This is a genomic window from Pseudomonas sp. Q1, from assembly GCF_009935975.1.
In the GTDB taxonomy this organism is placed as follows: Bacteria; Pseudomonadota; Gammaproteobacteria; order Pseudomonadales; family Pseudomonadaceae; genus Aquipseudomonas; species Aquipseudomonas palleroniana.
Genome location: NZ_QODI01000012.1, coordinates 58,711 through 83,007, shown reverse-complemented (window position 1 = coordinate 83,007; position 24,297 = coordinate 58,711). Strand labels below are relative to the sequence as shown.

Genomic DNA, 24,297 nt, shown 5'->3' with positions numbered 1-24,297 from the left:
TACAACCATTTCAAGCGAGTACAGACTCATGACTCAAGCGTCCTTGCGTTCCGTGGAAGTCGCCCATTTCGATGCTCTGCTCGAGCGTCTCAGCGCCGAGCTGGCCAGCACTGCGCATCGGTTTGATGAAAGCGGCGCCTTCCCCCACGCCAACTTCAAGCTGTTGCACGAGCACGGCCTGGTCGCCCTCACCGTGCCCAAATCCCTGGGTGGTGGCGGCGCCAGCCTGCCCCAGGCGCGCAAGGCCATCAGTGCGATAGCCAAGGGCGAGCCCTCCACCGCATTGATTCTGGTGATGCAATACCTGCAACACACACGCCTGCAAGACAGCAAAACCTGGCCCCCGCACCTCCGTGTCCAAGTAGCAGAAGAGGCGGTGCGCAACGGCGCGCTGATCAATGCGTTGCGTGTAGAACCCGACCTGGGCACCCCGGCCCGTGGCGGTTTGCCGGCAACTACCGCAGTGCGCACCGCTGAAGGTTGGCGCATCAGCGGGCGCAAGATTTACTCCACCGGCAGCCATGGCCTGAGCTGGTTCAGCGTGTGGGCGCGCAGTGACGATACCGACCCGTTGGTGGGCGCCTGGCTGGTGCCAAAAAACAGCCCCGGCGTGAGCATCATCGATACCTGGGACCACCTGGGCATGCGCGCCACCTGCAGCCATGAAGTGGTGTTCGACAACGTGCTGGTGCCGTTGGACCACGCGGTCAGCGTCAGCCCCTGGAGCGCGCCGCAACCCGAGCTGGATGGCGAAGGGTTCCGGTGGATGGCGGTGTTGTTGTCGTCGGTGTACGACGCCGTGGCCCAGGCCGCACGGGATTGGCTGGTTACCTGGCTGGAAGAACGCAAGCCATCCAACCTTGGGGCGGCGCTGGCCACCCTGCCACGGTTCCAGGAAACCGTCGGGCATATCGACACGTTGCTGTTCGCCAACCGCAGCCTGTTGGACGCTGCGGCCGAAGGGCACACCCCGGCCACTCACGCGGCGCAGTTGAAGTACCTGGTGACCCACAACGCGATCCGTGCGGTGGAGCTGGCCATCGAAGCCTCGGGCAACCCCGGCCTTTCACGTCATAGCCCGCTGCAACGGCACTATCGCGACGTGCTGTGCAGCCGCGTCCACACCCCGCAGAACGACGCCGTGCTGCAAGGCGTCGGCAAAGCCGTGTTCGCACAACGTCAGAAGGAACGCACATGAGTCAGGTGATTATCGCCAGCCAGCTGGACGAAGACTTCAACGCCGTGATCCGCCAGCGCCTGGTCACGCTGCACCCGCAAGCCCAGGTCATCGGTGTACCGGTCGGCGTGCCCAGCGACCTGCCGCCCCAGGCCAATGTCCTGCTGCTGCGCCCGATCAACGTGCGTGGCTACACCGCCCCCGACATCCCGCCGCCCGGCTGGCCTTACGGCGTTCAGTGGGTGCACCTGGTGTCCTCGGGTATCGACTTCTACCCCCAGTGGCTGTTCAACGGCCCGCCGGTGACCACCTCACGCGGCAGCGCCGCCGATAACCTCGCCGAGTTCGCCCTGGCGGCGATCTTTGCAGCGGCCAAACACTTGCCGGATATCTGGGTAAAGGACGCCCAGTGGCAGTTCACCGCACTGCGTCCTCTCAAGGGCACCACGTTGGGGATCCTGGGGTTTGGTGCGATTGGCGAGCGCCTGGCGCAAAAGGCCCTGGCCCTGGGGATCAACGTCGTGGCGCTACGTCAAAGCCAGGCACCGTTCAGTTCGGGCGTGGAAACTGCCAAGGATATCCATGACCTGTTCGCCCGCGCCGATCACCTGGTGGTAGCCGCACCGCTGACCGAGGCCACGCGGCATATCATCAACCGTGAGGTCCTGGGGAGCGCCAAGCCGGGATTGCACCTGATCAACATCGCGCGGGGTGGTTTGCTGGATCAGGAGGCGCTGCTCGAAGCGCTGGATAACGGTCAGATCGGGCTGGCATCACTGGATGTGACAGAGCCGGAGCCGTTGCCGGAGGGTCATCCGCTGTACAGTCATCCGCGCGTGCGCTTATCGCCGCACACCTCGGCGATTTCCACGCGCAGCCAGCATGAGATCGCCGACGCATTCCTGGCCAATCTGGAGCGTTACCTGGCTCAGCAAGCACTCCACAACCGGGCCAATTAACAACCGCCGGCGAGGCGCTCGCGTAGAAACTCCACCAGCGCCTGCACCGGCCGCGAACTTTGCCGGTGCTGCGGGTACACCGCCGACAGGGTCAGGGGGTCGGGGGCGTACTCATCCAGCAGCGTCACCAGGCGCCCGTCCTTCAAAGCATCGGCGACGATAAAGGTCGGCAGGTAGGTGACGCCCATTCCGGCGATGGCTGTGTCGCGCAGCAGCTCGCCATTATTGACGCGCATACGCCCGCTGACATTCAGCGACTGCAACTTGCCCTTGGCCTGGAAGCGCCACTGCACCTGGCGGCCGTGGCCGTAGGGCAGGCAATCGTGGCCGGCCAGGTCTTCGGGCTTTTGCGGCGTACCGCGCACGGCCAGGTAGTCGGGGCTGGCGCAGTACACACGCTGCACGCTGGCGATGCGCCGAGCGATCAGGGTGGAATCCTCCAGGGTGCCGATGCGCAACACGAGGTCATAACCCTCGCCGATCAGGTCGACGGGGCGGTCGCTCAGGTCGACTTCCACCGAGACGTGCGGGTGACGTTGCAGGAACAGCGGCAGCAGGCAACCCAGGTGCGCCATGGCAAATGACAAGGGCGCACTGAGGCGAATGGTGCCGCGTGGTTCGCTGTTCTGGCCGGCGATGCCCTGCTCCACCTGCTCGACTTCACTGAGCAGGCGCAAGGCGGATTCGTAGTAACTCTGGCCCAGTGGCGTGACGTCGAGGCGGCGGGTGGAGCGGTTGAGCAGACGCACGCCGAGGCGGTCTTCGAGCTGGATCAGGCGGCGGCTGACAAATTGTTTGGACAGGCCCAATTGCTCGGCGGCGGCGGTAAAGCTGCCGGACTCCATGACCTGGCAGAACAGGCGCATGTCTTCGAAGGGGTTCATTGTCGCTTCTCGGTGGACATTTCCGGGTTTATAACACGCCCTGACTGATCATTCCCACGCGCTGCGTGGGAATGCAGCCCTTGGATGCTGCGCGTCCGCAATGCAGGTCGTGACGCGGAGCGTCACGGGAGGCATTCCCACGCGGAGCGTGGGAACGATGGGGATGGGTTACTTGGCGGTGAAGGCCGAGTAGCTGTTCATCAGGTTGCGGTAGTTGGGGATGCGTGGCGACAGCAGGTTGGCCAGGCCTTCCATGTCGTTGCGCCAGTCGCGCTGAAGCTCGCAGGCCACGGCGAACCAGTTGACCAGTTGGGCACCGGCGGCGGTCATACGTGCCCAAGCCGCTTGTTGCACGGTTTCGTTGAAGGTGCCGGAGGCATCGGTGACCACGAATACCTCAAAGCCTTCTTCCAGCGCGCACAGGGTCGGGAACGCTACGCACACGTCCGTCACCACACCGGCAATGATGATCTGCTTGCGGCCGGTCGCCTTCACTGCCTTGACGAAGTCTTCGTTGTCCCAGGCGTTGATCTGGCCAGGACGGGCGATGTACGGCGCGTCCGGGAACAGTTCTTTCAACTCTGGAACCAGCGGGCCGTTGGGGCCGCTTTCGAAGCTGGTGGTGAGGATGGTCGGCAACTTGAAGAACTTCGCCACATCGGCCAGGGCCAGTACGTTGTTCTTGAATTCGTTGGGCGAGAAATCCTGCACCAGGGAGATCAGGCCGGTCTGGTGATCGACCAACAGTACAACGGCGTCATCTTTGTTCAAACGAGGGCTAGCCATGGTTCAACTCCTTACGGGGGTTTGGGTAATCAGAATGCAAAGCACGAGCAGCCGAACGCACCCCAGAAACCCTGGAAGTCGCTGACCGGCACGCTGGAAAGGCGCGCTTTTTCGTGGCTGTGGGAATGCACGCCGCAGGGGCCGCTGCATTGGTGGACCTGGGCCTGCAACGGTGAACTCGGGCGCCAGTGGCCCGGCACCTTGACCACCGGCGACCAGTCCGGCAGCACCGGCACGCGCGGCGGTGCGTAATCTTCGAAGTCACCGGCGCCGTACACCACCTTGCCGCCGACGACGGTGAGCACCGATTCGATCCACTTGATGGCTTCTTCATCGACGCTGAAAAAGTCGGCGGACAACGCCGCGACGTCCGCCAATTGGCCGACCTTGATCTGCCCCTTCTTGCCTTGCTCGGACGAGAACCAGGCGCTGCCATGGGTGAACAGTTCCAACGCGGTCAGACGCGGCAGGCCCTCGGCATGCAGCGCCAGGCCACCGACGGTGCGGCCGCTGACCATCCAGTACAGCGAGGTCCACGGGTTGTAGCTCGACACCCGCGTGGCGTCGGTGCCCGCGCCTACCGGTACGCCTTCGGCGAGCATGCGCTGGATCGGCGGCGTGGCTTCGGCGGCCTTGGCGCCGTAGCGCTCGACAAAATATTCGCCCTGGAACGCCATGCGGTCCTGGATGGCGATACCGCCACCCAAGGCACGTACACGTTCGATGTTCTGCGGCGTGATGGTTTCGGCATGGTCGAAGAACCACGGCAGGCCATTGAACGGAATATCGCGGTTGACCTTCTCGAAGACGTCGAGCATGCGCGAGATGGATTCGTTATAGGTCGCGTGCAGGCGGAACGGCCAGCGCTGCTCGACCAAGTGGCGCACCACCGGTTCCAGCTCCTGTTCCATGGTCTGCGGCAGGTCGGGACGCGGTTCGAGGAAGTCTTCGAAGTCGGCGGCCGAGAACACCAGCATCTCGCCGGCCCCGTTGTGGCGCAGGTAATCATCGCCCTGGTGCAACTTGACGCTGCCGGTCCAGTTCTTGAAGTCGCTGAGTTCTTCCTTGGGCTTCTGGGTGAACAGGTTGTAGGCGATGCGCACTGTCAACTGTTCGTCTTTGGCCAGTTGCTCGATCACCGCGTAGTCATCGGGGTAGTTCTGGAAACCGCCGCCCGCGTCAATGGCGCTGGTCAGGCCCAGGCGATTGAGTTCACGCATGAACTGGCGGGTGGAGTTGACCTGATATTCCAACGGCAGTTTCGGCCCCTTGGCCAGGGTCGCATACAGAATCATCGCATTGGGCCGGGCCACCAGCATCCCGGTAGGGTTGCCGTGGCTGTCGCGCACAATCTCGCCACCCGGTGGGTTGGGCGTGTCCTTGGTGTACCCGGCCACGCGCAATGCGGCACGGTTGAGCAAGGCGCGGTCGTACAGGTGCAGCACGAACACCGGGGTGTCCGGCGCGGCCTGGTTGAGTTCGTCCAGGGTCGGCATGCGCTTTTCGGCGAACTGGAATTCGTTCCAGCCACCGACCACGCGCACCCATTGCGGCGTGGGCGTACGGTCGGCCTGGTCCTTGAGCATGCGCAAGGCATCGGCCAGGGACGGCACACCTTCCCAGCGCAACTCGAGGTTGTAATTGAGCCCGCCACGAATCAAGTGCAGGTGCGAGTCGTTAAGCCCCGGAATGACTGTGCGGCCCTTGAGGTCGATGACCTGGGTGCCGCTGCCACGCAGGGCCATGGCTTCACCATCGGTGCCCACGGCGACGAAGCGCCCCTGGCTGATGGCAACGGCGGTGGCACGCGGGTTTTCACGATCCACGGTGTGGAACTGGCCATTGAACAAAATCAGATCGGCGTTCATAGGGTTTCCTTTACAGAGGCTTCAAGCCAGGGAGCGAACAGGCGGGTGGCCGCCGGCATCAGCAGGTAGACCACCAGCAGAACGATGGTCAGGGTGATCAGGAATGTGGCGACGACGTAGTTGGAGAGCAGCGGATGCAAGCGCAGTACCGGGCCCCAGATGATCGGCACCAGCAGGGTCAGCGGCAGGATCACGCACAGGGTGACGACCGCCTGCTTCCAGCGCGGAGGCTTGGCGGCGGTGTCGGCCAGGGGGGAGAACCAGAACTCGTTGGCCGAGCCGACTTCAGTGCGGTCGCCGTCGGCGAGCATCGGTGCGGCCTGGTTGATCAGCTCCTGACGCTCGGGGGAGTCCAGCCAGTGCTTGAGGTCATCGGCCGAGCGATAGCGCAACACGCAGGTGAACAGCGCCAGGGCGTCCTGCTTGCTGCGCACCACATCAACGCCGAGGTGGCCCGGACGCTCACCGGCAATGCGCACAATGCGTCGAAGCCAGGCTTCGTAATCGGCTTCAAGCCCCTTTTTCACGCGGTGTTTGACCACCAGGGTCACGACCTCATCCGGCCCGCCTTGCGCTGTTGAGTCCATCGTGTTTTTCCTCTGGGTACTTGAATATTTGCAGTAGTGTGCAGTGCGCCGATCCGCAAAAATTGCACGTATGTGCTCTGCGCAAGAGATGCTTGCAGCGCTCTACACGGGGGCTGCATTCACCGGTAAGGTAGGCAGGAACCCGCGCCCATCGACCATGGAGATCGATCATGGCTCAACCCGTTGCCACCACCGGAATGCTGTGCCCACAGCGCGAACAGAGGGTCAAACAGTTGATCCTCGCCAATCTGTCCGGGACGCTGGACGTGACGGAACTGGCCCGCGCCTGTGAACTGTCGCGCAGCCATTTCTCCCGGGCCTTCAAGCGCACTACAGGTGTAGCCCCCCAGGAATGGATCCGCCAGCAACGCGTCAAGCAAGCCAAGCGGCTGATCGCCGTCTCCGGCCTGAGCCTGACGCAAATCAGCCAGGAATGCGGGTTCTTCGACCAGGCGCACTTCTGCCACCTGTTCAGCCGTATCGAAGGGGTGAACCCGATGACCTGGCGCAAACTTCAACTGCGCTATCGCGACTACCTCAGGGCGGCTCAGCGGGCAATCGTCAACTGTAGCGGGACAGTCATTCAAAATTCAGCTTCTTAATCAACCTATCGTTAACCAGTAACCTTCTCCTCACACCGAAGCCCTGCATCGTGCAGACCGCTTCTTTTGAGGAGAACATCCCATGCTGACCCTTCGCAAAGCCTCGGAACGCGGCGCCGCCAATCACGGTTGGTTGAAGTCGTTCCACACCTTCTCATTCGCCAATTACTGGAACCCCCAGGAGCAGGGTTTTTCCGACCTGCTGGTGATCAACGATGACCGCGTCGCCGCCGGCAAAGGCTTCGGCCAGCACCCGCACCGCGACATGGAGATTTTCTCCTATGTGCTCGAAGGCGCCCTGGAACACAAGGACACCCTGGGCACCGGTTCGGTGATCCGCCCGGGTGACGTGCAACTGATGAGCGCAGGCAGCGGCGTAGCCCACAGCGAGTTCAACCACAGCCAGAGCCGGGGCGTGCACTTCCTGCAGATCTGGATCGTGCCGGATGTGGTCGGCGCCAAGCCGCGCTATCAGCAAGAGCACTTCAGCGAGGCGCAGAAACGTGGGCGCTTGCAGTTGATCATCTCGCCGGATGGCGCCAAGGGTTCGCTCAACGTGCGCCAGGATGCCCGGGTCTATGCGGGCCTGTTCAACGGTGACGAAAGCGCAACCCTCGATCTGGCGCCGGACCGCTACGCGTACATCCATGTGGCACGTGGCAGCGTCGAGATCAATGGGCAGCGCCTGCAGGAAGGTGACGGCGCACGCATCCGCGATGAACGCCAGATTCGCCTGAGCCAGGGCACTGACGCCGAGGTGCTGGTGTTTGACCTGCGCCCTCAGGAACTGCCGCAGATGCCATGACCGGCCCTGCGATGGCCCGTGAGAACGGGCCATCGTTGGCATCGATAGTCACCATCAGCGCAATGAAGTTCTCTTAAAAAATCCAACGCGTAACATCAAACCCATACCCAGCAGCACCCAAACCCAACACTCGGAGCACACTCTCATGAAACGCCAAATCTTGCTTAGCCTCGCTTTCTCGGTACTCGCCGCCAATGCTTTTGCTCACCCGGTTGTCGCTGAAGGCGGCGCGGATCGCCTGATGGATAGCCGTGTAGCCGAAAGCGGTGCTGACCGCCTGCTGGAACGCCGCGTAGCTGAAGGCGGTGCTGACCGTCTGCAACAACGTGGTCTGGCTGAAGGCGGCGCGGATCGTCTGCAGGAACGTGGTCTGGCCGAAGGTGGCGCGGATCGTCTGCAGGAACGTGGCCTGGCCGAAGGTGGCGCGGATCGTCTGCAGGAACGTGGCCTGGCCGAAGGTGGCGCGGATCGTCTGCAGGAACGTGGCCTGGCCGAAGGCGGCGCGGATCGTCTGCAGGAACGTGGTCTGGCCGAAGGTGGTGCCGACCGTCTGCACAGCAACAATGCCTGACCCCGCGTTGTTGGCGGGAACCCCAAACCGGCCTGATCAGCCGGTTTTTTTTCGTCTTCGATTAATGCAGGTTGCGCTCCAGCCACAGCACCGCCTTGCCGATCTGCTGCCGTGCTTCGATGCGTTCATGCACTTGCTTGACCGTTTCCAACGTCTAATGCCCTTCGATCTCCACCGTCAGCGAGCCCTCCAGCATTGCCGCGAACACTGCGTTTGCCCGTCGTTGCACGGTAGGACCATCGGCCATATGGTCGGCCAGCCGCGGTCGTGTCAAAAACAATGAACCGGCCTCCCCCAGCTCCATCGGATCTAGGTCCGTCAGCGAGCCCGAAACATTGCCGTAGTTCACGATCAAGCCACGGGTACGGCATGCCCTGAAACTGTCGCGCAAGGTGGTTTTACCCAGCGAATCAAATACCACGTCCACCCCGCGCCCATCGGTGGCCTCCAGCACCCGCTCGGCAAATCCGTCATAGGTCCAGGCGTGGTGAGCCCCCCGCTCCAGGGCAATCGCACATTTTTCAGCGGTGCTACCGGTCGTGAACACGGTCGCGCCGAGTCGACGCGCCATCTGCACTAGCCATTGACCGATGCTGCCGGATGCCGCGTGGATCAGGCAGGTATCACCGGCTTTCAGCCGCGCCACATCCTCGATCAGGTAATGGGCGGTGCTCCCTTGAAACATCGCTGCAGCCGCCTGATCGAAAGGGATCGCGGTGGGAATCTGTGCCACTTTGTCGACAGGCACACAGGCGTACTCGGCATAGGCTCCCCAGGCGATACACCAGGCTACGCGGTCACCCACGTGCAAATGGCTGACGTCGGCCCCCACTTCTACCACCACACCCGCGCCTTCCATGCCCAGTGTGCAAGGCAGGCGCACCGGGTAGGTCGCTGACCTGGCGTATTTGCCCTGGCGGGTATGGATATCCATGAAATTGATGCCCGCACAGGCAACCTGCACCAACACATGCCCAGCGATGACCTGGGGTTTGGGTACGTCATGGCGCAGTTGGGCCACTTCAGGGCCGCCGTAGGTGTGCAGGGTGATGGCTTTCATGGGGAACAACTCCGTTTGCAGTAGGAAGCGCCCATGGTAAAAGGACGCTATCAGACTGAAAATTCCCCATTCATTCACAACCTTCGTGCGGAAATAACCCGATGTTCGACTGGCAGGATCTGTATTACTTCACTGTATTGGCACGCACCCAGTCGTTGTCGGCGGCCGCACGGGAGTTGCAGGTGGAACATGCCACCGTCGGGCGCCGCGTCGACGCGCTGGAGAAAGCCCTGGGCGTCAAGCTGGTAGACCGCTTGCCGCGCAGCCGGCCGCTCACTGCGCAGGGCCTGGCGTTGGCGAAACTGACGACCGGCATGGGCGAAATGGCCACTGACGTCATGCGCCTGTCGCGGGTCGCCTCCATCGAAATGGTCGGTACGGTACGGGTCAGTTGCCCGCCGTCCATCGCGAACCATTGCATCGCCCCCCACATTGCCCGTTTGCGTGCGCAGTACCCCCAGTTGAACCTGGTACTGATGCCGTCTACCCAGGTTGCGGCACTGGACAAGGGCGAGGCCGATATCGCCCTGCGCACCGTGCGACCCGACGAGAACGCGCTGGTGCGGCGCAAGGTCGGTGTGGTGCGCTTCGGGCTGTATGGCTCGCCCGAGCTCCAACAATTGCCAGCGCCGCAGTGGGGCTTCGTCGCCTATGACAGTAGCCGCGACCACCTGCCCCAACAGGCGTGGATGCATCAAGTGCGCGGCCAACGCCCGGTAGTGTTTGCCGCCAGCGAGCTGATTACCCAGCAAATGGCAGCCCGCGCCCGGGTCGGCGCCGTGGTATTGCCGACCCTGGTGGGCGACCACGATCCGTTACTGGTCAGGCTGCCCACGGCCAGCGAAGGTCCGGTGCGCGATATCTGGCTCACGGTGTACCCGGATATGCGCCGCTCACCCTCGGTGAAAGGGGTGATGGAGTTTCTGGTGACGTGTATCGAAGACGAGCCGCAATTGCGCCGTTGAATCACCGCACAACGCCGAGAAATTTCTTGCGATACGCCGCCGGCAACATCCCCACCCGTTGCTGGAACAGGCGGCGAAACGAATTGCTGTCTTCATACCCCACCGCGTAGGTGATGCTTTCGAGGGTCATGCGCGTCGATTCGAGCATCTGCTTGGCCCGCTCCAGGCGCAGGGCCTGCACGTAGGCAATCGGCGTATGGGCGGTCGCCTCCTTGAAGCGCCGCTTGAAATTGCGCACGCCAAACCCAAAGCGCCGCGCCACCTCGTCGATCACCAGCGGCTGGGCAAAGTGCTGCTCCAACCAATGCTGTACCCGCAGAATTTCAACGTCGCCATGGCTCTTGGGCAGCGACCACATGGCATACACCGATTGTTCGGTGCGTACCGTATCGATCAGCAGGTATCGGCTGCACGTGTGGGCCAGTTCCGGCGAACCGAAACGGCGAATCAGGTGCAGCATCAAATCCATTGCCGCACTGGCGCCGCCACAGGTGATCATGCGGTTTTCTTCGCACAGGATCTGCGCCTCATCCAGGCGCACCGTGGCGTAGCGGCGCCGGAATAGCTCGGCAAACGCCCAGTGGGTAGTGGCGCGCAGGTCGCATAGCAAGCCGGTTTCGGCCAGTAGAAAAGCGCCGGTGCACATCGAGGCCAGCACCGCGCCACGCGCATGCTGCTCACGTAGCCAGGGGCCGTAGCTTGGAAACGCCGGCAAGGCGTCTTTCAGGGTAAAGAGAAATCCCGGGATCAATACCAGGTCGGTCTGGGCCACTTGCGCCAGCGAACGGTCCACCTGCAAACGCTGCCCACCCCAGGCCGCCACAGGCTCGCCGTCGAGGGATGCAACAGTGATCTCAAAGGGCGGCGCCTCGGCGAACAGGTTGGCGGCGCTGAGCATTTCCAGGGCCAGGGTGGCACTGGCGGCGGAGCATTGATCGGCCAGAAGCAAGGTGATGTGCATTGAGGGGCCTATTGCGCTTTTCGCATGTAATAAGTCATTTGCGCACCTACCTTAGCCGATCCGACGCCTTTACAGTGCCCGCTCCGATCAACTGCCTGGCGTTTTTATGAATCTCTGGTTTCGCTTGTTCCGCATGCTGTGCCGCCGCCCCTGGCGTAACCCCGTGCATGGGCTGGACACCACCGTGGTGCGTATGCGGGTGTGGCCGCTGGACCTGGACCTTAACCGGCATGTCACCAATGGCCGGTATTTTTCCCTGGCGGACGTGGCACGCATGGACTTTGTACTGCGCACCGGCGCCTTTCGCGTGGCCCTGCGCCAAAAAGCCTTGCCGATCGTGGGCGATACCTGGGGCAAGTTCCGCCGCGAGTTGAAACTGTTCGAAGCGTTCGAGGTGCACACCCGCATGCTCGGCTGGGACCACAAGTGGAGCCTGATGGAGCACCGCTTCGTCAGCCAGGGCCGGGTGGTTGGCGTGGTGGTGATGCGCGGGCTGTTCCGCAACGCCAAGGGCACCCTGCCCCCGGCGGATTTCCTGCGTGAACTGGGCCTGGACGAGACCTCACCTGCGATGCCGCAGTGGTTAAGCGACTGGGCAGCCAGCTGTGACGCTATGAGCTTGCAATTGCGGGGGGAGGAGCAGGCGTGAGCCTCCCCTAACTCGCAGATGCCAGCGCCTTCAAGTTGGCTTGCCCATCCTCTCGTGCCACATACAGGAACGATTTACCTTCCTGGACCTTGAACAGCACTTTCATGCCCAGCAGTTTCTCAAGGTCCTTACGTGCGGTATTTTCCGAGATGTCATAGTCGTGGGTGAGTTCCTTGGGGGTGAATACACGTCCCGGATGCTGGAGCACTTTCTTCAAGAAATGAGCCTGGCGATAATTCAGTCCCTCCTTCAACTCCAGCGTGTCCACCCAACCCATCAGTTCCAGGGCTTCTTGCCGTTTCCCTTCGAAGTAATCCATAAAATCATGGATGGCGCGCTCGATGATCCGCAATTGGTAGATGACGAAGTAGGTCAGATCAAATGCATCGGTTTCGGTGTAGATATAGGAACGGCCATATTGCATCGGGGCTTCTTTGAGCAGCGTACTGATGGAAATGTATTCAAACGGCCAATAGCCACTTTTGAGCATGAACCAGTAAAACAAAGAACGTGCGGTTCGCCCATTACCGTCCCTGAAGGGATGCTCATAACCGATCATGAAATGCAGGATGATGGCCTTCACGACTGGATGGATAAAGTGTGTGCCACCCTGACCGTCATGCCGCTCGTTCGCAAACCGGCAAAGCGCCTCAAGCCTGTCCGGCAGCAGCGCCGCCCTGGGGGGTTGATGGACCACTTCATCAGACGCCCCGCCGACAAAAATATCGTCATGGACCCTGATATGCCCCGGATGGACGTCTTCCTCGTCTATTCCCGCTGTAGCAATGCCGTGAAACTCGCAGATCAACGCAACAGAAAGCGGTTCGTCTTTGTTAAATTTGGCATGCCGCATCAGGTGATAGTTGTTAAGGATCATCCGCTCATCGTCGTTCTGTGGCGCACGCTCCTTAGCCAACATGTCCTTGGCGATTTTACGGGTCGTCGCCGCACCTTCCAGTTGAGCACTGGAAATCGCCTCCTCCATCATCAATGAGTCCACCAGATACTGGGTGTTGTCCCGATATTGGGGCGATGCCGCCGCCGCGCCTCCCAGCCGGGATGTGATCGACTCAACAGCGTGAATCACCGCATCACAAAAATCAGTGTTGTATAAGAAAAAAGGGCTGCCGCACTCGCTGCGCAGCTCAAGCGTCTTGCTCCCACAGGCCCGAGCCATCTTGATGGCGGCCCATGCGGCGTCCTTGTCGACACCCGGTGACGGATAGCGGCGAAATTCATCCCAGTGCAAATACCGCCCTTTGCCGTCAACCGCCTTGTATTGGCGTGCCAGCTCAAAAATCTCCAGGCCGTATTGCTTTAACAACACCGCAAAGTCGGCTGGCTTGTGGATTTTCGCCATGACTGAAACTCAATTTTCAAAAATTGAGTTGATCCTTGCGCGCCGGCTGCCGGGTGTCAAGCCTGACCCTCGCGCTTGACCTTCAAATGCCGCGCATACCACGGCCGTTGCGGCACGCGCTTGAACCAGCCCTTGAGCAGGTCTTCATCGGTGCCGAAGGTGATGCGCAGGGCCAGCTTCATGGTTTCCGGGTCCATCTCCATTGAGCGGCCCATTTGCAGCCCTGGCGTGGTGCTGCAGCCGTGGGTATCGGGGCCCAGCCACGGGTCGTCGACTTCGACCCAGCGACCCGGGGCAAACCAGGCCACACCATTGACTTCGCGGCGGCTCACTTCGCGCGGGTGAAAGCGTTCATGGGCACGGAACCAGTCTTCGACGCGGTCGTCGATCCAGCCGTGGAAATGCCAGAACACCGGGTTGACGTGGGAGGAGAACGGGTCGCCGAGGAAGTCGTTTTCGGGCGCATACCAGCGGGCGGCAAAGTCCGAGGGGTCGCGGGCGAAAGGCACCGGGGCACCATTGGACGGGTCGCGAGGCACCGAGGCCCAGCGCATGTGTAGCCAGTCATGCAGGCCCAGTTCCATTTCCGAGCCCAACTGGCCCAGGGTCAACTTGGCCAGGTAACGCGGGTCGCGGTACTGCGACTCCCACACCTGGAAGTTGCTGTGGTAAGTCTCGGCCGCCTTGATGTCACCGACCCACTGGGTGTAATCGGCATCGTCCGGGGCCGACCAGGCCGGCGGCAGCGCGAAGCCGTCGTGGTTGTCGAAGTAACGCAGGAAGCCCAGGCGGTCGCGTTCCAGCGCCGGTTGCGGTTCGGGGAATTGCGGCCATGACGGCAGGTCCTGCATGGAGCGCGCCGTGCCGAGCATATGCCGGTGCATGAAGAAGAAATCGATGCCCGAGCCGTTACGGTCCTTGCGCTGGCCTCGCGCATCACGCTCCTGGCCACGCGGGCCGGGCTGCCAGCCGATGCCGCGCAGGGCGTCGCGTTTCTCCTCGGAGAGCTTGTGCCATTGGTCACGGGTGGCGTGCCACAGCTGGTGAAACAGGCGATGCTCGGGCGAGATCAACCAGGCCAGCAACGTGGGATTGAGGCCGATACGCTGGCGGGCTTCGGGGAACAGTTGTTTGTGCGCGACAAAACGGTTGTCGCGTTCGGTCAGCGCCAATGGGCGATTGAGGTCGAGGATCTGCCCGGTCAGGGTGCCGCTGCCGGCGTTGCCGAAATCGGCCCAGACTTCATCGAGGGTCATCTTGAATTCATAGGCCGGGACGCCGGCGGGCGAATCGCGGTCGATCAGCCGCCAATAGAGCAAGGCGCCCTCACCCGTCACCAGATCGCCCAGCACGCGGTAACGCGGCTCGCCTTCGGCGCGCAGGTTGTCGGCGGTGTCCAGGTAACCGCGCAGGCCACGGCCACGGGGTGCGATGTCCAGCAGCAGCGCCAGGCCTTGCAACGGCAAGCCCTTGAGGCCGGCATCGCGCCCTTCCAGGCGCAGATTCCAGACGCCACGCAAGGTATTGGCCAGGTGCTGGCCTTGGGTATCGGCCAGGTCGACCGTGGCTTCGCCGGGGGTGATGGGGAACGCTTCTTCGCGCGTCAACTCACGATGGGCATAAAGGGCCGCCGGCACAGCCGCGCCGGTCAGCGCCAGGCCTGCGATGAACCCACGTCGAGAGATCGTCATTGTCTACCTTAGGAAACGGCTTAATCAGAGCTAGAACGTTTACAGCCCGGCAAAATTTACCGGCGCATCGCTGGCTCTAAATTTCCCCCGCCATCGCTCGTTCCTCCCTGATAGCAAAGGCCGCAACTGACTGAGATGGCAATGACAAAACCACGTTCGAAAAAGGCGCTGTACATCGGCCTGCCGCTGGCACTGGCGATCGGTGCCGGGGCCGGTTTCCTGGCCTGGGATCACTGGTTCAAGGGCAATGCCGGTTACCCGCTGGAGGTGATCAAGCAGGCCAATGAAATGCAGGACCGCTTGTTGTCTTTCGACAGCCACATCACCGTCCCCCTGGATTTCGGCACCGCCGGCAACGAGGCCGACAAGGATGGCGGCGGCCAGTTCGACCTGGCCAAGGCGGCGCGTGGTCGCTTGTCCGGCGCGGCGCTGACCATTTTCGGCTGGCCGGAAATCTGGAACGGCCCCAACGCGCCTCACAAACCCACCGAGGGCTTTGTCGAAGAAGCGCGCCACGAGCAGGAGGTGCGCTACAAGATCATCTCCGGCATGGTGCGCGACTTTCCCAACCAGGTGGGCATCGCCTACACCCCGGATGATTTCCGGCGCCTGCATGGCGAAGGCAAGTTCGCGATTTTCATCAGCATGCTCAACGCCTACCCGCTGGGCAACGACCTGAACCAGCTGGACCTGTGGACTGCGCGCGGCATGCGCATGTTCGGCTTCAGTTACGTGGGCAACAACGACTGGTCCGACTCTTCGCGCCCACTGCCGTTTTTCAACGATTCGGTGGACGCCCTCGAGGGACTGTCGGAGATCGGCAAGCAAGCCGTGCACCGCCTGAATGACCTGGGCGTGATCATTGATGTGTCGCAGATGTCGACCAAAGCCCTGGAGCAAGTGGCACAGACGAGCCGCACGCCGCTGGTGGCCTCCCACTCGGCACCGCGCGCGTTCGTCGACATCCCGCGCAACCTCAGCGACAAAGAACTGCAATTGATCAAGAACAGCGGCGGCGTGGTGCAGATAGTAGGTTTTTCCGCCTACCTGCGCCCGCTGAGCCAGCCAACCCAGGACAAGCTCAACGCCCTGCGCGCACGCTTCGACCTGCCGCCCCTGCCCAACCTGGCCGTGGCCTTGATGCCCGGCGACGCAATCATTGCCGCATGGCCCGAACAACGCTTCGGCCAATACGCCAGTGCGCTGTACGCCATCCTCGACGAAGAACCCAAGGCCACCCTCAAGGACCTGGGCGACGCCATTGACTACACCGTACGCAAGATCGGTATCGATCACGTCGGCATCGCTTCGGACTTCAACGACGGCGGCGGCATCCAGGGCTGGGAGAACGTCGGCGAAGTGCGCAATGTCACCGCCGAACTGATCCAGCGCGGCTACTCCGAAGCCGATATCGCCAAGCTGTGGGGCGGTAACTTCCTGCGGGTCTGGGACCAGGTACAAAAAGCCGCCAAGCCTTTGGCCAACCGTTAATCACCGACGAAGTAAGTCCATGACCAACCGCCGTACTTTTCTCAAGCAGGCCGGCGTACTCGCCGCCGGCCTGCCGCTGCTGCCACAGGCACTGGCAGCGCCAGCCACACCGCTGGCGAACGACCCATGGACGGGACTCAAGCAACTGTTCAACCAGGACCCGGATTACCTGCACTTTTCCAACTTCCTGGTGGCGTCACACCCCAAGCCCGTGCGCGACGCCATCGAGCGCTACCGCATGCAGATCGACCGCAACCCCGGGCTGGCGATGGACTGGGACCTGCAGGAAACCTGGAAGCGCGAAGGCCAGGTCCGCGAATGGGCCGGGCGTTACCTGAACGCCACACCGGCGCAGATCGCCCTGACCGGCAGCACGTCCGAAGGCTTGGCGATGATCTACGGCGGGATCAAGGTGCGTGCCGATCAGGAAATCCTCACGACGGTGCACGAGCACTACGCGACCCAGAGCAGCCTGGATTTTCGCGTGCAGAAACAAGGCACCCAGGTGCGCCGCATCACGCTGTTCGACGACCCCAGCCGCGTGTCCGCAGATGAAGTGCTGGGCAATATCCAGCGCAACCTGCGCCCCAACACCCGCGTACTCGGCATGACCTGGGTGCAATCGGGCAGCGGCGTGAAACTGCCGGTCGGCGAGATCGGCAAACTGGTGGCGGAACACAATCGCAACCGTGACGACCAGGACCGCATTCTGTATGTGATCGATGGCGTACACGGCTTCGGCGTGGAAAACCTCGACTTCCCGGACATGCACTGCGACTTCTTCATCGCCGGCACGCACAAATGGATGTTTGGCCCGCGCGGTACCGGCCTGGTCTGCGCCCGCGAAACCGAGAACAAGTACGTCACGCCGATGGTGCCGACCTTCTCCGAAGACACCAACTTCGCCACCACCATGACGCCCGGCGGTTATCACGCCTTCGAGCATCGCTGGGCGGCCGACGAGGCGTTCAAGCTGCACCTGCAACTGGGCAAGGCGCCGGTGCAGGCGCGCATCCATGCCCTCAACAGCGAATTGAAGAACCAGCTGCTGGCTCACCCACAGATCGAGCTGGTCACACCGCGCAGCCCCGAGCTGTCGGCGGGGTTTACGTTCTTCCGGGTCAAGGGCCAGGACAGCGATACGGTGGCCGCGCACATGATGAAAAACCGCGTGGTCATCGACGCGGTCGACCGTGATGTCGGCCCGGTGATCCGCACCTCCCCCGGCCTGCTGAACAGCTCGGATGAGATACACCGTTTCATGACCGTGCTGAGCCAGCGGTTGTGACTCCCATTCTTCCTTTGAACGAGGCGTCCCCATGATTGCATTGCGACTCAAACCCTTGACCACGCTGGCGCTGACCGCCCTGTGCAGCACCTTGCTGCCGGGGTTGGCCCAGGCCGCCGAGGCGCAACCCGGCAAAGTGTTGAAGGACTGCAAGGACTGCCCGGAAATGGTGGTACTGCCCGCCGGCACGTTCACCATGGGCACACCGGAAGACGAAGTCGGCCGCGAGCCCGATGAAGGCCCGATGCATGCAGTGACCTTTGCCAAGCCGTTCGCCATGAGCCGCTTCCAGGTCACGGCCGGCGAATGGGACAGCTACGTCCGCCAGACCGGCGTCAAGATCGCCAATGGTGACGACCGCCCTGGTCGTGAATGCATCGCCAGCAAACCGCGCTACCCCCAGGGGCCGCGCCAGCCGGCGGTGTGCATGGACATGGACGACATCAAGGCTTACGTGGCCTGGCTGTCGAAGAAAACCGGCCAGCAATACCACATGGTCAGCGAAGCCCAACGCGAATACGCGGCCCGCGCCGGTTCCACCGGGCCATTCCCCTTCCCGTTCGATGAAGGCAAGGGCTACAGCATCGCCCAGCATGCCAACACCTATGGCCCGGCGGACGGCTACAGCTATTCATCGCCCGTGGGCAGCTACCCGCCGAATGCGTTTGGTCTGTATGACATGCATGGCAACGTCTACGAACGGGTCGCCGATTGCGAACACCCCAACTATATCGGCGCCCCGACCGACGGCAGCGCCTGGATGGAGCCAAACTGCGAGTCCTACCAGATCCGCGGCAATGACTGGGGCGAAGCACCGGTATTCTCGCGCTCGGGCAACCGCAACAACATCTACCCGCAGACGCGGGGCGACTGGATCGGGTTTCGCGTAGTGCGTGATCTCTGACGCACACTCTAATCCCCTGTGGGAGGGGGCTTGCTCCCGATGGCGGTGTATCAGTCACGGTTTCTGAACCTGACACACCGTCATCGGGAGCAAGCCCCCTCCCACAAGTTATCCATCGTCCGCTCTATCGCTTAACTGACTGGCATTAGGGCAAGCCCCCTCCCACACTTGGATCACATGCAAGTTCAGCCCTGCTGCGCCAACCGCTCCAGCCCTTCATGCAACGCCGGGAACAAGCTGTTGTTGAAGTTGTTCCAGCGCAGTTCGAGGATGGTGTCCTGCGGCGATATCTCGGTGTTGAGCACGTCGTGGAAGACTTCACCGGAGTCGATGCCGTTGTCCACGTAGTGGAACGACGCACCGGTCAGGTATAGCGGTTCGCAAGGCCTGGTCTCTTTGGTCGCCCAGTCCACCACCGCCTGGCCACGCGCGCCGTACAACGCATTCCAGGTGGCATAGGCGCCACGGCGCTCATAAGGCGACTCGAGGCGGGTAATGCCGGGGTGGATATTCATGATGCGTCGGGCAAACGGCGCGCCGGGGCGTACCAGCTCATCGAGGATCACCAGCAAACCGTCCAGCACCACGATATCGGCCTTCAACTCCACCAGCGTGTCGTGCAGGCGACGCTCGAAATCCTGCTTGCCGGCGATATGTTCCGCGCTGCCACGCGGCAAGCGACGGTAGGTGGACGGCACACTCAGCAGCAGGTCGTTGACCAGCGTGCCCTGCACCCGCAAGTCCGCCGGGTACAGCCACTGGCGGCCAGGCTGGTAGGCAAAGCCATAGTCGCTGACCAGTTGCTGGTCCCGTGGGTTCTGCTCGTCATCGTCATACACCACGCCCACCAGGTTGTAGCGCTGGCCCAGCGGCGTGTCATTGAGGGATCCCACCAGAAATTCCAGCACAGACTTCATGTAGCGCTCGTGATCCTTGTAGGCCACCGGCTGCCCGGCCTTGTCGGCGGCGGCATTTCTCAGGGACCACACATACACCAGGTTCTTTTTCGTCATTGTTTCGCTCTCGCTGAGGGGACTGCGCAGCGCGTGGATACACGTGCGCCTACAGCACAAGAACGAACCAGCGTCGCGGCAATTTATCCGGCGTGGCCGCCGCCCGGCGCGCCGAGCTAAATCCTTGCGCCGACGCTTCGTTTGTCAGGGGTAAGGGTCTGTGTGCCCAGCCCCTCTTTTCACTCTCCGGGATGTATTTATGACCGACCCCAAACGCGGCGCCTTCAATGGCCTGCTCGCCCTGCTCAGGCCCTTTCGTATGATCGTGACGGTCTCCGTCGCCCTCGGCATGGCGGGCGGCCTGGCCATTACCCTGCTGCTGGCCACCATCAACAATGCCCTGCACTCGGCCAACGGCATGACCCAGGGCGTGGTGCTGACCTTTGCAGCGCTGTGTGTGGTGGCGCTGGTCAGTTCGATCATCTCGGACATCGGCACCAACTACGTCGGGCAGCGCATCATTGCCGCCCTGCGCAAAGACCTCGGTGAGAAGGTGCTGTCGGCGCCCATCGGGCAGATCGAACGCTACCGTTCCCACCGGCTGATCCCAGTGCTGACCCACGATGTCGACACCATCAGCGACTTTTCCTTTGCATTCACCCCGCTGGCCATCGCCGCCACGGTCACCCTCGGTTGCCTGGGCTACCTGGCCTACTTGTCGGTGCCGATGTTCCTGATGATGGTGGTGGCGATCATCATCGGCAGCGCCGTGCAGTTCATCGCCGGCGGCAAAGGCATCCAGGGTTTCGACCTGGCGCGCAGCCATGAGGATGAATTGCAGCGTTACTACAACGCGATTGCCTCCGGCGCCAAGGAGCTGCGCATGCACCGCCCACGGCGTTTTCGCATGAACACCCACCGCATCCAGGAAACCGCCGACCGCATCAGCGACATCCAGGTGCGCTCAGTCAACATCTACATCCTGGCCAAGACCTTCGGCTCGATGCTGTTCTTCGTGGTCATCGGCCTGGCCCTGGCGATGCAGGCATACAACCCCAACCCGGACCCCACGGTGATCACCGGTTTCGTGTTGGTGCTGCTGTACATGAAAGGCCCCCTGGAACATCTGCTGGGTTACCTGCCGGTGGTGGGCAAGGCGAAGATTGCCTTTGGCCGTATCAGTGAATTGTCCGAGCGTTTCTCCTCGCCCGAGCCGCACCTGCTGATGGATGACAGCGAGGCGCCCAAACCGATGGTCAACAGCCTGGAACTGCGCAATGTGAGCTACAGCCCGCCGGCGGTCGAGGGTAGCGCGCCGTTCCACCTGGGGCCGATCAACCTGAGCATCAAGCAAGGCGATATCGTGTTTATCGTCGGCGAAAACGGCAGCGGCAAGACCACCCTGATCAAACTGCTGCTGGGTTTGTACACCCCGCAGTCGGGCGAAATCCGCCTCAATGACGAGACCGTGACCGACCCCGAGCGCGACGATTATCGCCAGCTGTTCACCACGATCTTCTCCGACTATTACCTGTTCGATGACCTGGTGCAGGGCAGCGCCACGCAGTCGCTGGACAGTGCCGCCAAATACCTGGAGCGCCTGGAAATCGCGCACAAGGTCAGCGTCAAGGATGGCGTGTTCAGCACCACCGACCTGTCCACCGGCCAGCGCAAGCGCCTGGCCCTGGTCAACGCCTGGCTGGAGGAGCGCCCGGTGCTGGTGTTCGACGAATGGGCCGCCGACCAGGACCCGGCGTTCCGCCGGATCTTCTACACCGAGCTGCTGCCGGACCTCAAGCGCCTGGGTAAAACCATCATTGTGATCAGCCACGACGACCGTTATTTCGATATCGCCGACCAGTTGGTGCGCTTGCGTGCCGGCCAGGTGGTGCACGCGCTGGAACCGGCGTGAATTTTGTTTTCCGGTTTTCTGAGGTAGGAACGTCTCACTAGTGGTAATGAGAACCAGCCTCAATTAACACCTAGAATTTGCCCACTTAAAACCTAGAAGAGAAAGCATCCATGCCAGCACGACTCGGCCTCAGCCCACTGAGCAAGGCGTTAACCATGCGCCGGGCCCTGAACATCAACCTTCTTCCAAGCGCCTTGGCCCTGGCAGTATCGTTGCCGATCGCAGGCTATGTGCAGGCTCAGGAGATCGAGTTGAATATTCCTGCCCAGGCGCTGGGGAGCGCACTGCAGGAATTCGGGCGCCAGGCCAACGTGCAGGTGTTGTACAGCCCCAGCGATGTGCAGGGCAAAAACAGCCGTGCGGTCAAGGGCAAGATGGCGCCGCAGCAAGCCATCGACCAGTTGCTGGCGGGCACATCGACCACCCACAGCCTCAACGGCAATGCGTTGACCGTTGCTGCTGCCGGCGACACCACCGCCCTGGAGCTGAGCCCCACCCAGGTCAACGGTAACGTGCTAGGCAATATTACCGAGGGCTCCGGCTCCTACACCCCAGGCACCATCGCCACCGCGACGCGCCTGACCCTCACACCACGCCAGACTCCACAGTCGATCACCGTGGTCACCCGCCAGCACATCGAAGACTTCGGCCTCAACAACGTCGATGACGTGATGCGCCACACCCCGGGCATCACCGTGTCGGCCTATGACACCGACCGTACCAACTACTACTCCCGGGGTTTCTCGGTCAACAGTTTCCAGTACGACGGCATTCCGTCCAGCGTGCGCAACGTCGGCTACTCGGCGGGCAATACCCTGAGCGACATGGCGATCTATGACCGTATCGAAATCCTCAAGGGCGCCACCGGCCTGCTCAACGGCGCAGGCTCCCTGGGTGCGACCATCAACCTGATCCGCAAGAAGCCCACCGCCGACTTCAAGGGCCATGTGACCGTGGGTGCAGGCTCGTGGGACAACTATCGCAGTGAAGTCGATGTCAGCGGCCCCTTGACCGAGAGCGGCAACGTGCGTGGCCGGGCGGTGGCGGCGTACCAGGACAAGAAGTCCTTCATGGACCACTACTCGCGCAAGACCGAAACCTACTACGGCATCACCGAATTCGACCTGTCCCCGGACACCATGCTGACCGTCGGCTTCGACTACCAGGACAACATTCCGAAAGGTTCCAGCTGGTCCGGCGCGTTCCCGCTGGTCAACTCCAACGGCAGCATCAACAAGATGCCGCGCTCCTACAACAACGGCACCACCTGGAGTTCATGGGAGCAGAACACCCGTACCGCCTTCGCCATGCTCGAGCATGACCTGGGTGACGGCTGGGTGACCAAACTGCAACTGGACCACAAGATCAACGGCTACCACGCTGACCTTGCATCGATTCAGTTCGTCCAGCCGGCCGCCGATGGCACCGCCGAGATCAACGGACAGAAATACACGGGTGAAACCAAAAGCACCTCGGCCGATCTTTATGCCACCGGGCCGTTCAGCCTCTTTGGTCGTGAACATGAATTGGTGGTGGGCGGCTCGATCGGTACTTCGCGCTGGCAAGGCAAAGGTTACTGGTCGCCGGAATGGCCGCAGGGCAACAAAGTCGATTTCTACAACTGGAACGGCAAGCTCGGCAGGCCAATCTACGGGCCGGTGCAGCAGTACATCGACGACACTATCCGCCAGAACGGCTACTACGTGACCACACGCTTGAACGTGATCGATGACCTGAACGTGATCCTCGGCGGGCGCGTGGCCAACTACCATGTCACCGGCAACAACCCTTCGTACAAGGAAACCGGGCGGTTCATCCCTTACGCCGGGGTGATCTACGACCTCAACGACAACTTCTCCGCGTACGCCAGCTACACCGATATTTTCCAGCCCCAGGAAAGCACCTATAAGGACCGCGACAGCAAACTGCTGGACCCGGACGAAGGGCAAAACTACGAGCTGGGCCTCAAGGGTGAGTTCTTCGACGGCCGCCTGAACACCAGCATCGCCTACTTCGAAGTGCACGAGACCAACCGGCCGATCTCGGACGACGCCTACAACAACCAGACGCCAACCCCGAACAACTACGCGTTCAAGAGCTCCAAGGCGGTCACCAAGGGTTATGAGGCAGAGATTTCCGGTGAGCTGAGCCCGGGCTGGCAAGTCCAGGGCGGCTACACCCACAAGATCGTGCGTGACGACGACGGCAAGAAAATCTCCACCTTCGAACCCGAGCACCAGGTCAACCTGAACACCACCTACAAGCTCAAGGGTGACCTGGACAAGTTCACCATCGGTGGTGGCGTGCGCTGGCAGACCAAGGGCTGGCAAGAGGTCTGGAACCAACCCCTCAACCAGAACCAGGACATTACCCAGGAATCCTACTGGCTGGTGGACCTGATGACCCGCTACCAAGTCACCAAGAACCTGTCGGCAACCGTCAACTTCAACAACATCTTCGACAAGTCCTACTACACCAACGTGGGCTTCTATAACTCGGCCGCCTACGGTGAGCCGCGCAACGTGATGGTCAGCACCCGCTGGGACTTCTGATGTAAGCCCTTGACCACCCTGCGTGGTCGAACAAACGCCCGATGAGAGCCCTGCTTTCATCGGGCGTTTTTTTATACCTGCCCCCTTGCGACCGAACCTTGTGCGGGCTGGCCCTACTGCCAATCAGTTAAGCGATAGAACGAACGATGGACAACCTGTGGGAGGGGGCTTGCTCCCGATGGCGGTGTGCCAGGTTCAGAAACCGTGACTGACACACCGCCATCGGGAGCAAGCCCCCTCCCACCGTGACCGCGTTAAGCCTTAACCGACTG

General features: G+C 61.9%; 20 protein-coding genes and 1 pseudogene. 12 read left to right on the top strand and 9 right to left on the bottom strand.

Annotated elements, in window-relative coordinates:
* Window positions 1-28 precede the first annotated feature (28 nt).
* Together DK870_RS19560 and DK870_RS19555 are read left to right on the top strand one after the other, a co-directional pair.
* Entirely contained in the window at window positions 29-1,198 is a 1,170-nt protein-coding gene (locus tag DK870_RS19560) for an acyl-CoA dehydrogenase family protein (protein ID WP_161549448.1), read from the top strand.
* The gene (locus DK870_RS19555) at window positions 1,195-2,136 is read left to right on the top strand and encodes a D-isomer specific 2-hydroxyacid dehydrogenase family protein (protein ID WP_161549447.1); all 942 of its coding nucleotides are present in this window, start codon (window positions 1,195-1,197) and stop codon (window positions 2,134-2,136) included. Before DK870_RS19560 ends, DK870_RS19555 begins: the two co-directional genes overlap by 4 nt.
* Here DK870_RS19555 and DK870_RS19550 read toward each other — a convergent pair.
* The 4 genes from DK870_RS19550 to DK870_RS19535 all read right to left on the bottom strand — a co-directional run bounded on the left by DK870_RS19550 (window position 2,133) and on the right by DK870_RS19535 (window position 6,261).
* Window positions 2,133-3,020 (bottom strand): LysR family transcriptional regulator, encoded by an 888-nt coding sequence (locus DK870_RS19550; protein ID WP_060755309.1) that lies wholly within the window; start codon window positions 3,018-3,020, stop codon window positions 2,133-2,135. The genes DK870_RS19555 and DK870_RS19550 overlap by 4 nt on opposite strands.
* A 168-nt stretch (window positions 3,021-3,188) precedes the next feature.
* Window positions 3,189-3,806: an isochorismate family cysteine hydrolase YcaC gene (gene ycaC / locus DK870_RS19545; protein ID WP_060755310.1), complete on the bottom strand. Its 618-nt coding sequence runs from the start codon at window positions 3,804-3,806 to the stop codon at window positions 3,189-3,191.
* Between the two features lie 29 nt (window positions 3,807-3,835).
* A complete protein-coding gene (locus DK870_RS19540; RefSeq protein ID WP_161549446.1) occupies window positions 3,836-5,674 on the bottom strand; it encodes an amidohydrolase in 1,839 nt (612 codons plus the stop codon).
* On the bottom strand, window positions 5,671-6,261 hold the full coding sequence (locus tag DK870_RS19535; protein WP_060755312.1) for an antibiotic biosynthesis monooxygenase: 591 nt from the start codon (window positions 6,259-6,261) through the stop codon (window positions 5,671-5,673). Before DK870_RS19535 ends, DK870_RS19540 begins: the two co-directional genes overlap by 4 nt.
* 170 nt (window positions 6,262-6,431) lie before the next feature.
* On the opposite strand from DK870_RS19535, the gene DK870_RS19530 reads away from it, so the two are divergent.
* From DK870_RS19530 to DK870_RS19520, 3 genes are all read left to right on the top strand, one after another.
* Complete coding sequence (locus tag DK870_RS19530; RefSeq protein ID WP_161549445.1) at window positions 6,432-6,863, top strand: helix-turn-helix domain-containing protein; 432 nt, start codon at window positions 6,432-6,434, stop codon at window positions 6,861-6,863.
* An 82-nt stretch (window positions 6,864-6,945) separates the two neighbouring features.
* Window positions 6,946-7,668: a pirin family protein gene (locus DK870_RS19525; RefSeq protein ID WP_161549444.1), complete on the top strand. Its 723-nt coding sequence runs from the start codon at window positions 6,946-6,948 to the stop codon at window positions 7,666-7,668.
* Window positions 7,669-7,813: 145 nt separating this feature from the next.
* Window positions 7,814-8,239 (top strand): hypothetical protein, encoded by a 426-nt coding sequence (locus DK870_RS19520; protein ID WP_161549443.1) that lies wholly within the window; start codon window positions 7,814-7,816, stop codon window positions 8,237-8,239.
* A gap of 61 nt (window positions 8,240-8,300) precedes the next feature.
* On the opposite strand, the pseudogene DK870_RS19515 reads toward DK870_RS19520, so the two are convergent.
* A pseudogene (locus DK870_RS19515) lies at window positions 8,301-9,299 on the bottom strand (quinone oxidoreductase).
* A gap of 101 nt (window positions 9,300-9,400) precedes the next feature.
* Here DK870_RS19515 and DK870_RS19510 point away from each other — a divergent pair.
* Complete coding sequence (locus DK870_RS19510; protein ID WP_161549442.1) at window positions 9,401-10,264, top strand: LysR family transcriptional regulator; 864 nt, start codon at window positions 9,401-9,403, stop codon at window positions 10,262-10,264.
* Between the two features lies 1 nt (window position 10,265).
* Here the strand turns inward: DK870_RS19510 and DK870_RS19505 are convergent, their stop codons facing one another.
* On the bottom strand, window positions 10,266-11,225 hold the full coding sequence (locus DK870_RS19505) for a GlxA family transcriptional regulator (protein ID WP_161549441.1): 960 nt from the start codon (window positions 11,223-11,225) through the stop codon (window positions 10,266-10,268).
* Between the two features lie 106 nt (window positions 11,226-11,331).
* Between DK870_RS19505 and DK870_RS19500 the strand changes: the two genes are divergently transcribed.
* Complete coding sequence (locus DK870_RS19500; protein WP_104993401.1) at window positions 11,332-11,874, top strand: acyl-CoA thioesterase; 543 nt, start codon at window positions 11,332-11,334, stop codon at window positions 11,872-11,874.
* A 7-nt stretch (window positions 11,875-11,881) separates the two neighbouring features.
* Here DK870_RS19500 and DK870_RS19495 read toward each other — a convergent pair whose 3' ends face one another.
* Window positions 11,882-13,234: a Fic family protein gene (locus DK870_RS19495; protein WP_161549440.1), complete on the bottom strand. Its 1,353-nt coding sequence runs from the start codon at window positions 13,232-13,234 to the stop codon at window positions 11,882-11,884.
* Window positions 13,235-13,290: 56 nt separating this feature from the next.
* Window positions 13,291-14,925 carry a twin-arginine translocation signal domain-containing protein gene (locus DK870_RS19490; protein WP_161549439.1) on the bottom strand — a complete coding sequence of 545 codons (1,635 nt, stop codon included), beginning with the start codon at window positions 14,923-14,925 and terminating at the stop codon, window positions 13,291-13,293.
* A gap of 141 nt (window positions 14,926-15,066) precedes the next feature.
* Here DK870_RS19490 and pvdM point away from each other — a divergent pair, with 141 nt between their 5' ends.
* Genes pvdM through DK870_RS19475 form a run of 3 tightly spaced genes read left to right on the top strand, consistent with a single transcriptional unit; the run spans window position 15,067 to window position 18,608 of the window.
* Window positions 15,067-16,416, top strand: a complete 1,350-nt coding sequence (pvdM, locus tag DK870_RS19485; RefSeq protein WP_161549438.1) for a pyoverdine-tailoring dipeptidase-like protein PvdM — start codon at window positions 15,067-15,069, stop codon at window positions 16,414-16,416.
* Window positions 16,417-16,435: 19 nt separating this feature from the next.
* Window positions 16,436-17,704 carry an aminotransferase class V-fold PLP-dependent enzyme gene (locus DK870_RS19480; RefSeq protein WP_161549437.1) on the top strand — a complete coding sequence of 423 codons (1,269 nt, stop codon included), beginning with the start codon at window positions 16,436-16,438 and terminating at the stop codon, window positions 17,702-17,704.
* A 31-nt stretch (window positions 17,705-17,735) separates the two neighbouring features.
* Complete coding sequence (locus DK870_RS19475; protein ID WP_161549436.1) at window positions 17,736-18,608, top strand: formylglycine-generating enzyme family protein; 873 nt, start codon at window positions 17,736-17,738, stop codon at window positions 18,606-18,608.
* A 185-nt stretch (window positions 18,609-18,793) separates the two neighbouring features.
* Here the strand turns inward: DK870_RS19475 and DK870_RS19470 are convergent, their stop codons facing one another.
* The gene (locus tag DK870_RS19470) at window positions 18,794-19,621 is read right to left on the bottom strand and encodes a N(5)-hydroxyornithine transformylase PvdF (protein ID WP_161549435.1); all 828 of its coding nucleotides are present in this window, start codon (window positions 19,619-19,621) and stop codon (window positions 18,794-18,796) included.
* A gap of 199 nt (window positions 19,622-19,820) precedes the next feature.
* On the opposite strand from DK870_RS19470, the gene DK870_RS19465 reads away from it, so the two are divergent.
* A complete protein-coding gene (locus tag DK870_RS19465) occupies window positions 19,821-21,473 on the top strand; it encodes a cyclic peptide export ABC transporter (RefSeq protein WP_060755324.1) in 1,653 nt (550 codons plus the stop codon).
* A 110-nt stretch (window positions 21,474-21,583) separates the two neighbouring features.
* Window positions 21,584-24,025, top strand: a complete 2,442-nt coding sequence (locus tag DK870_RS19460) for a TonB-dependent siderophore receptor (protein WP_090371669.1) — start codon at window positions 21,584-21,586, stop codon at window positions 24,023-24,025.
* Window positions 24,026-24,297: the final 272 nt, after the last annotated feature.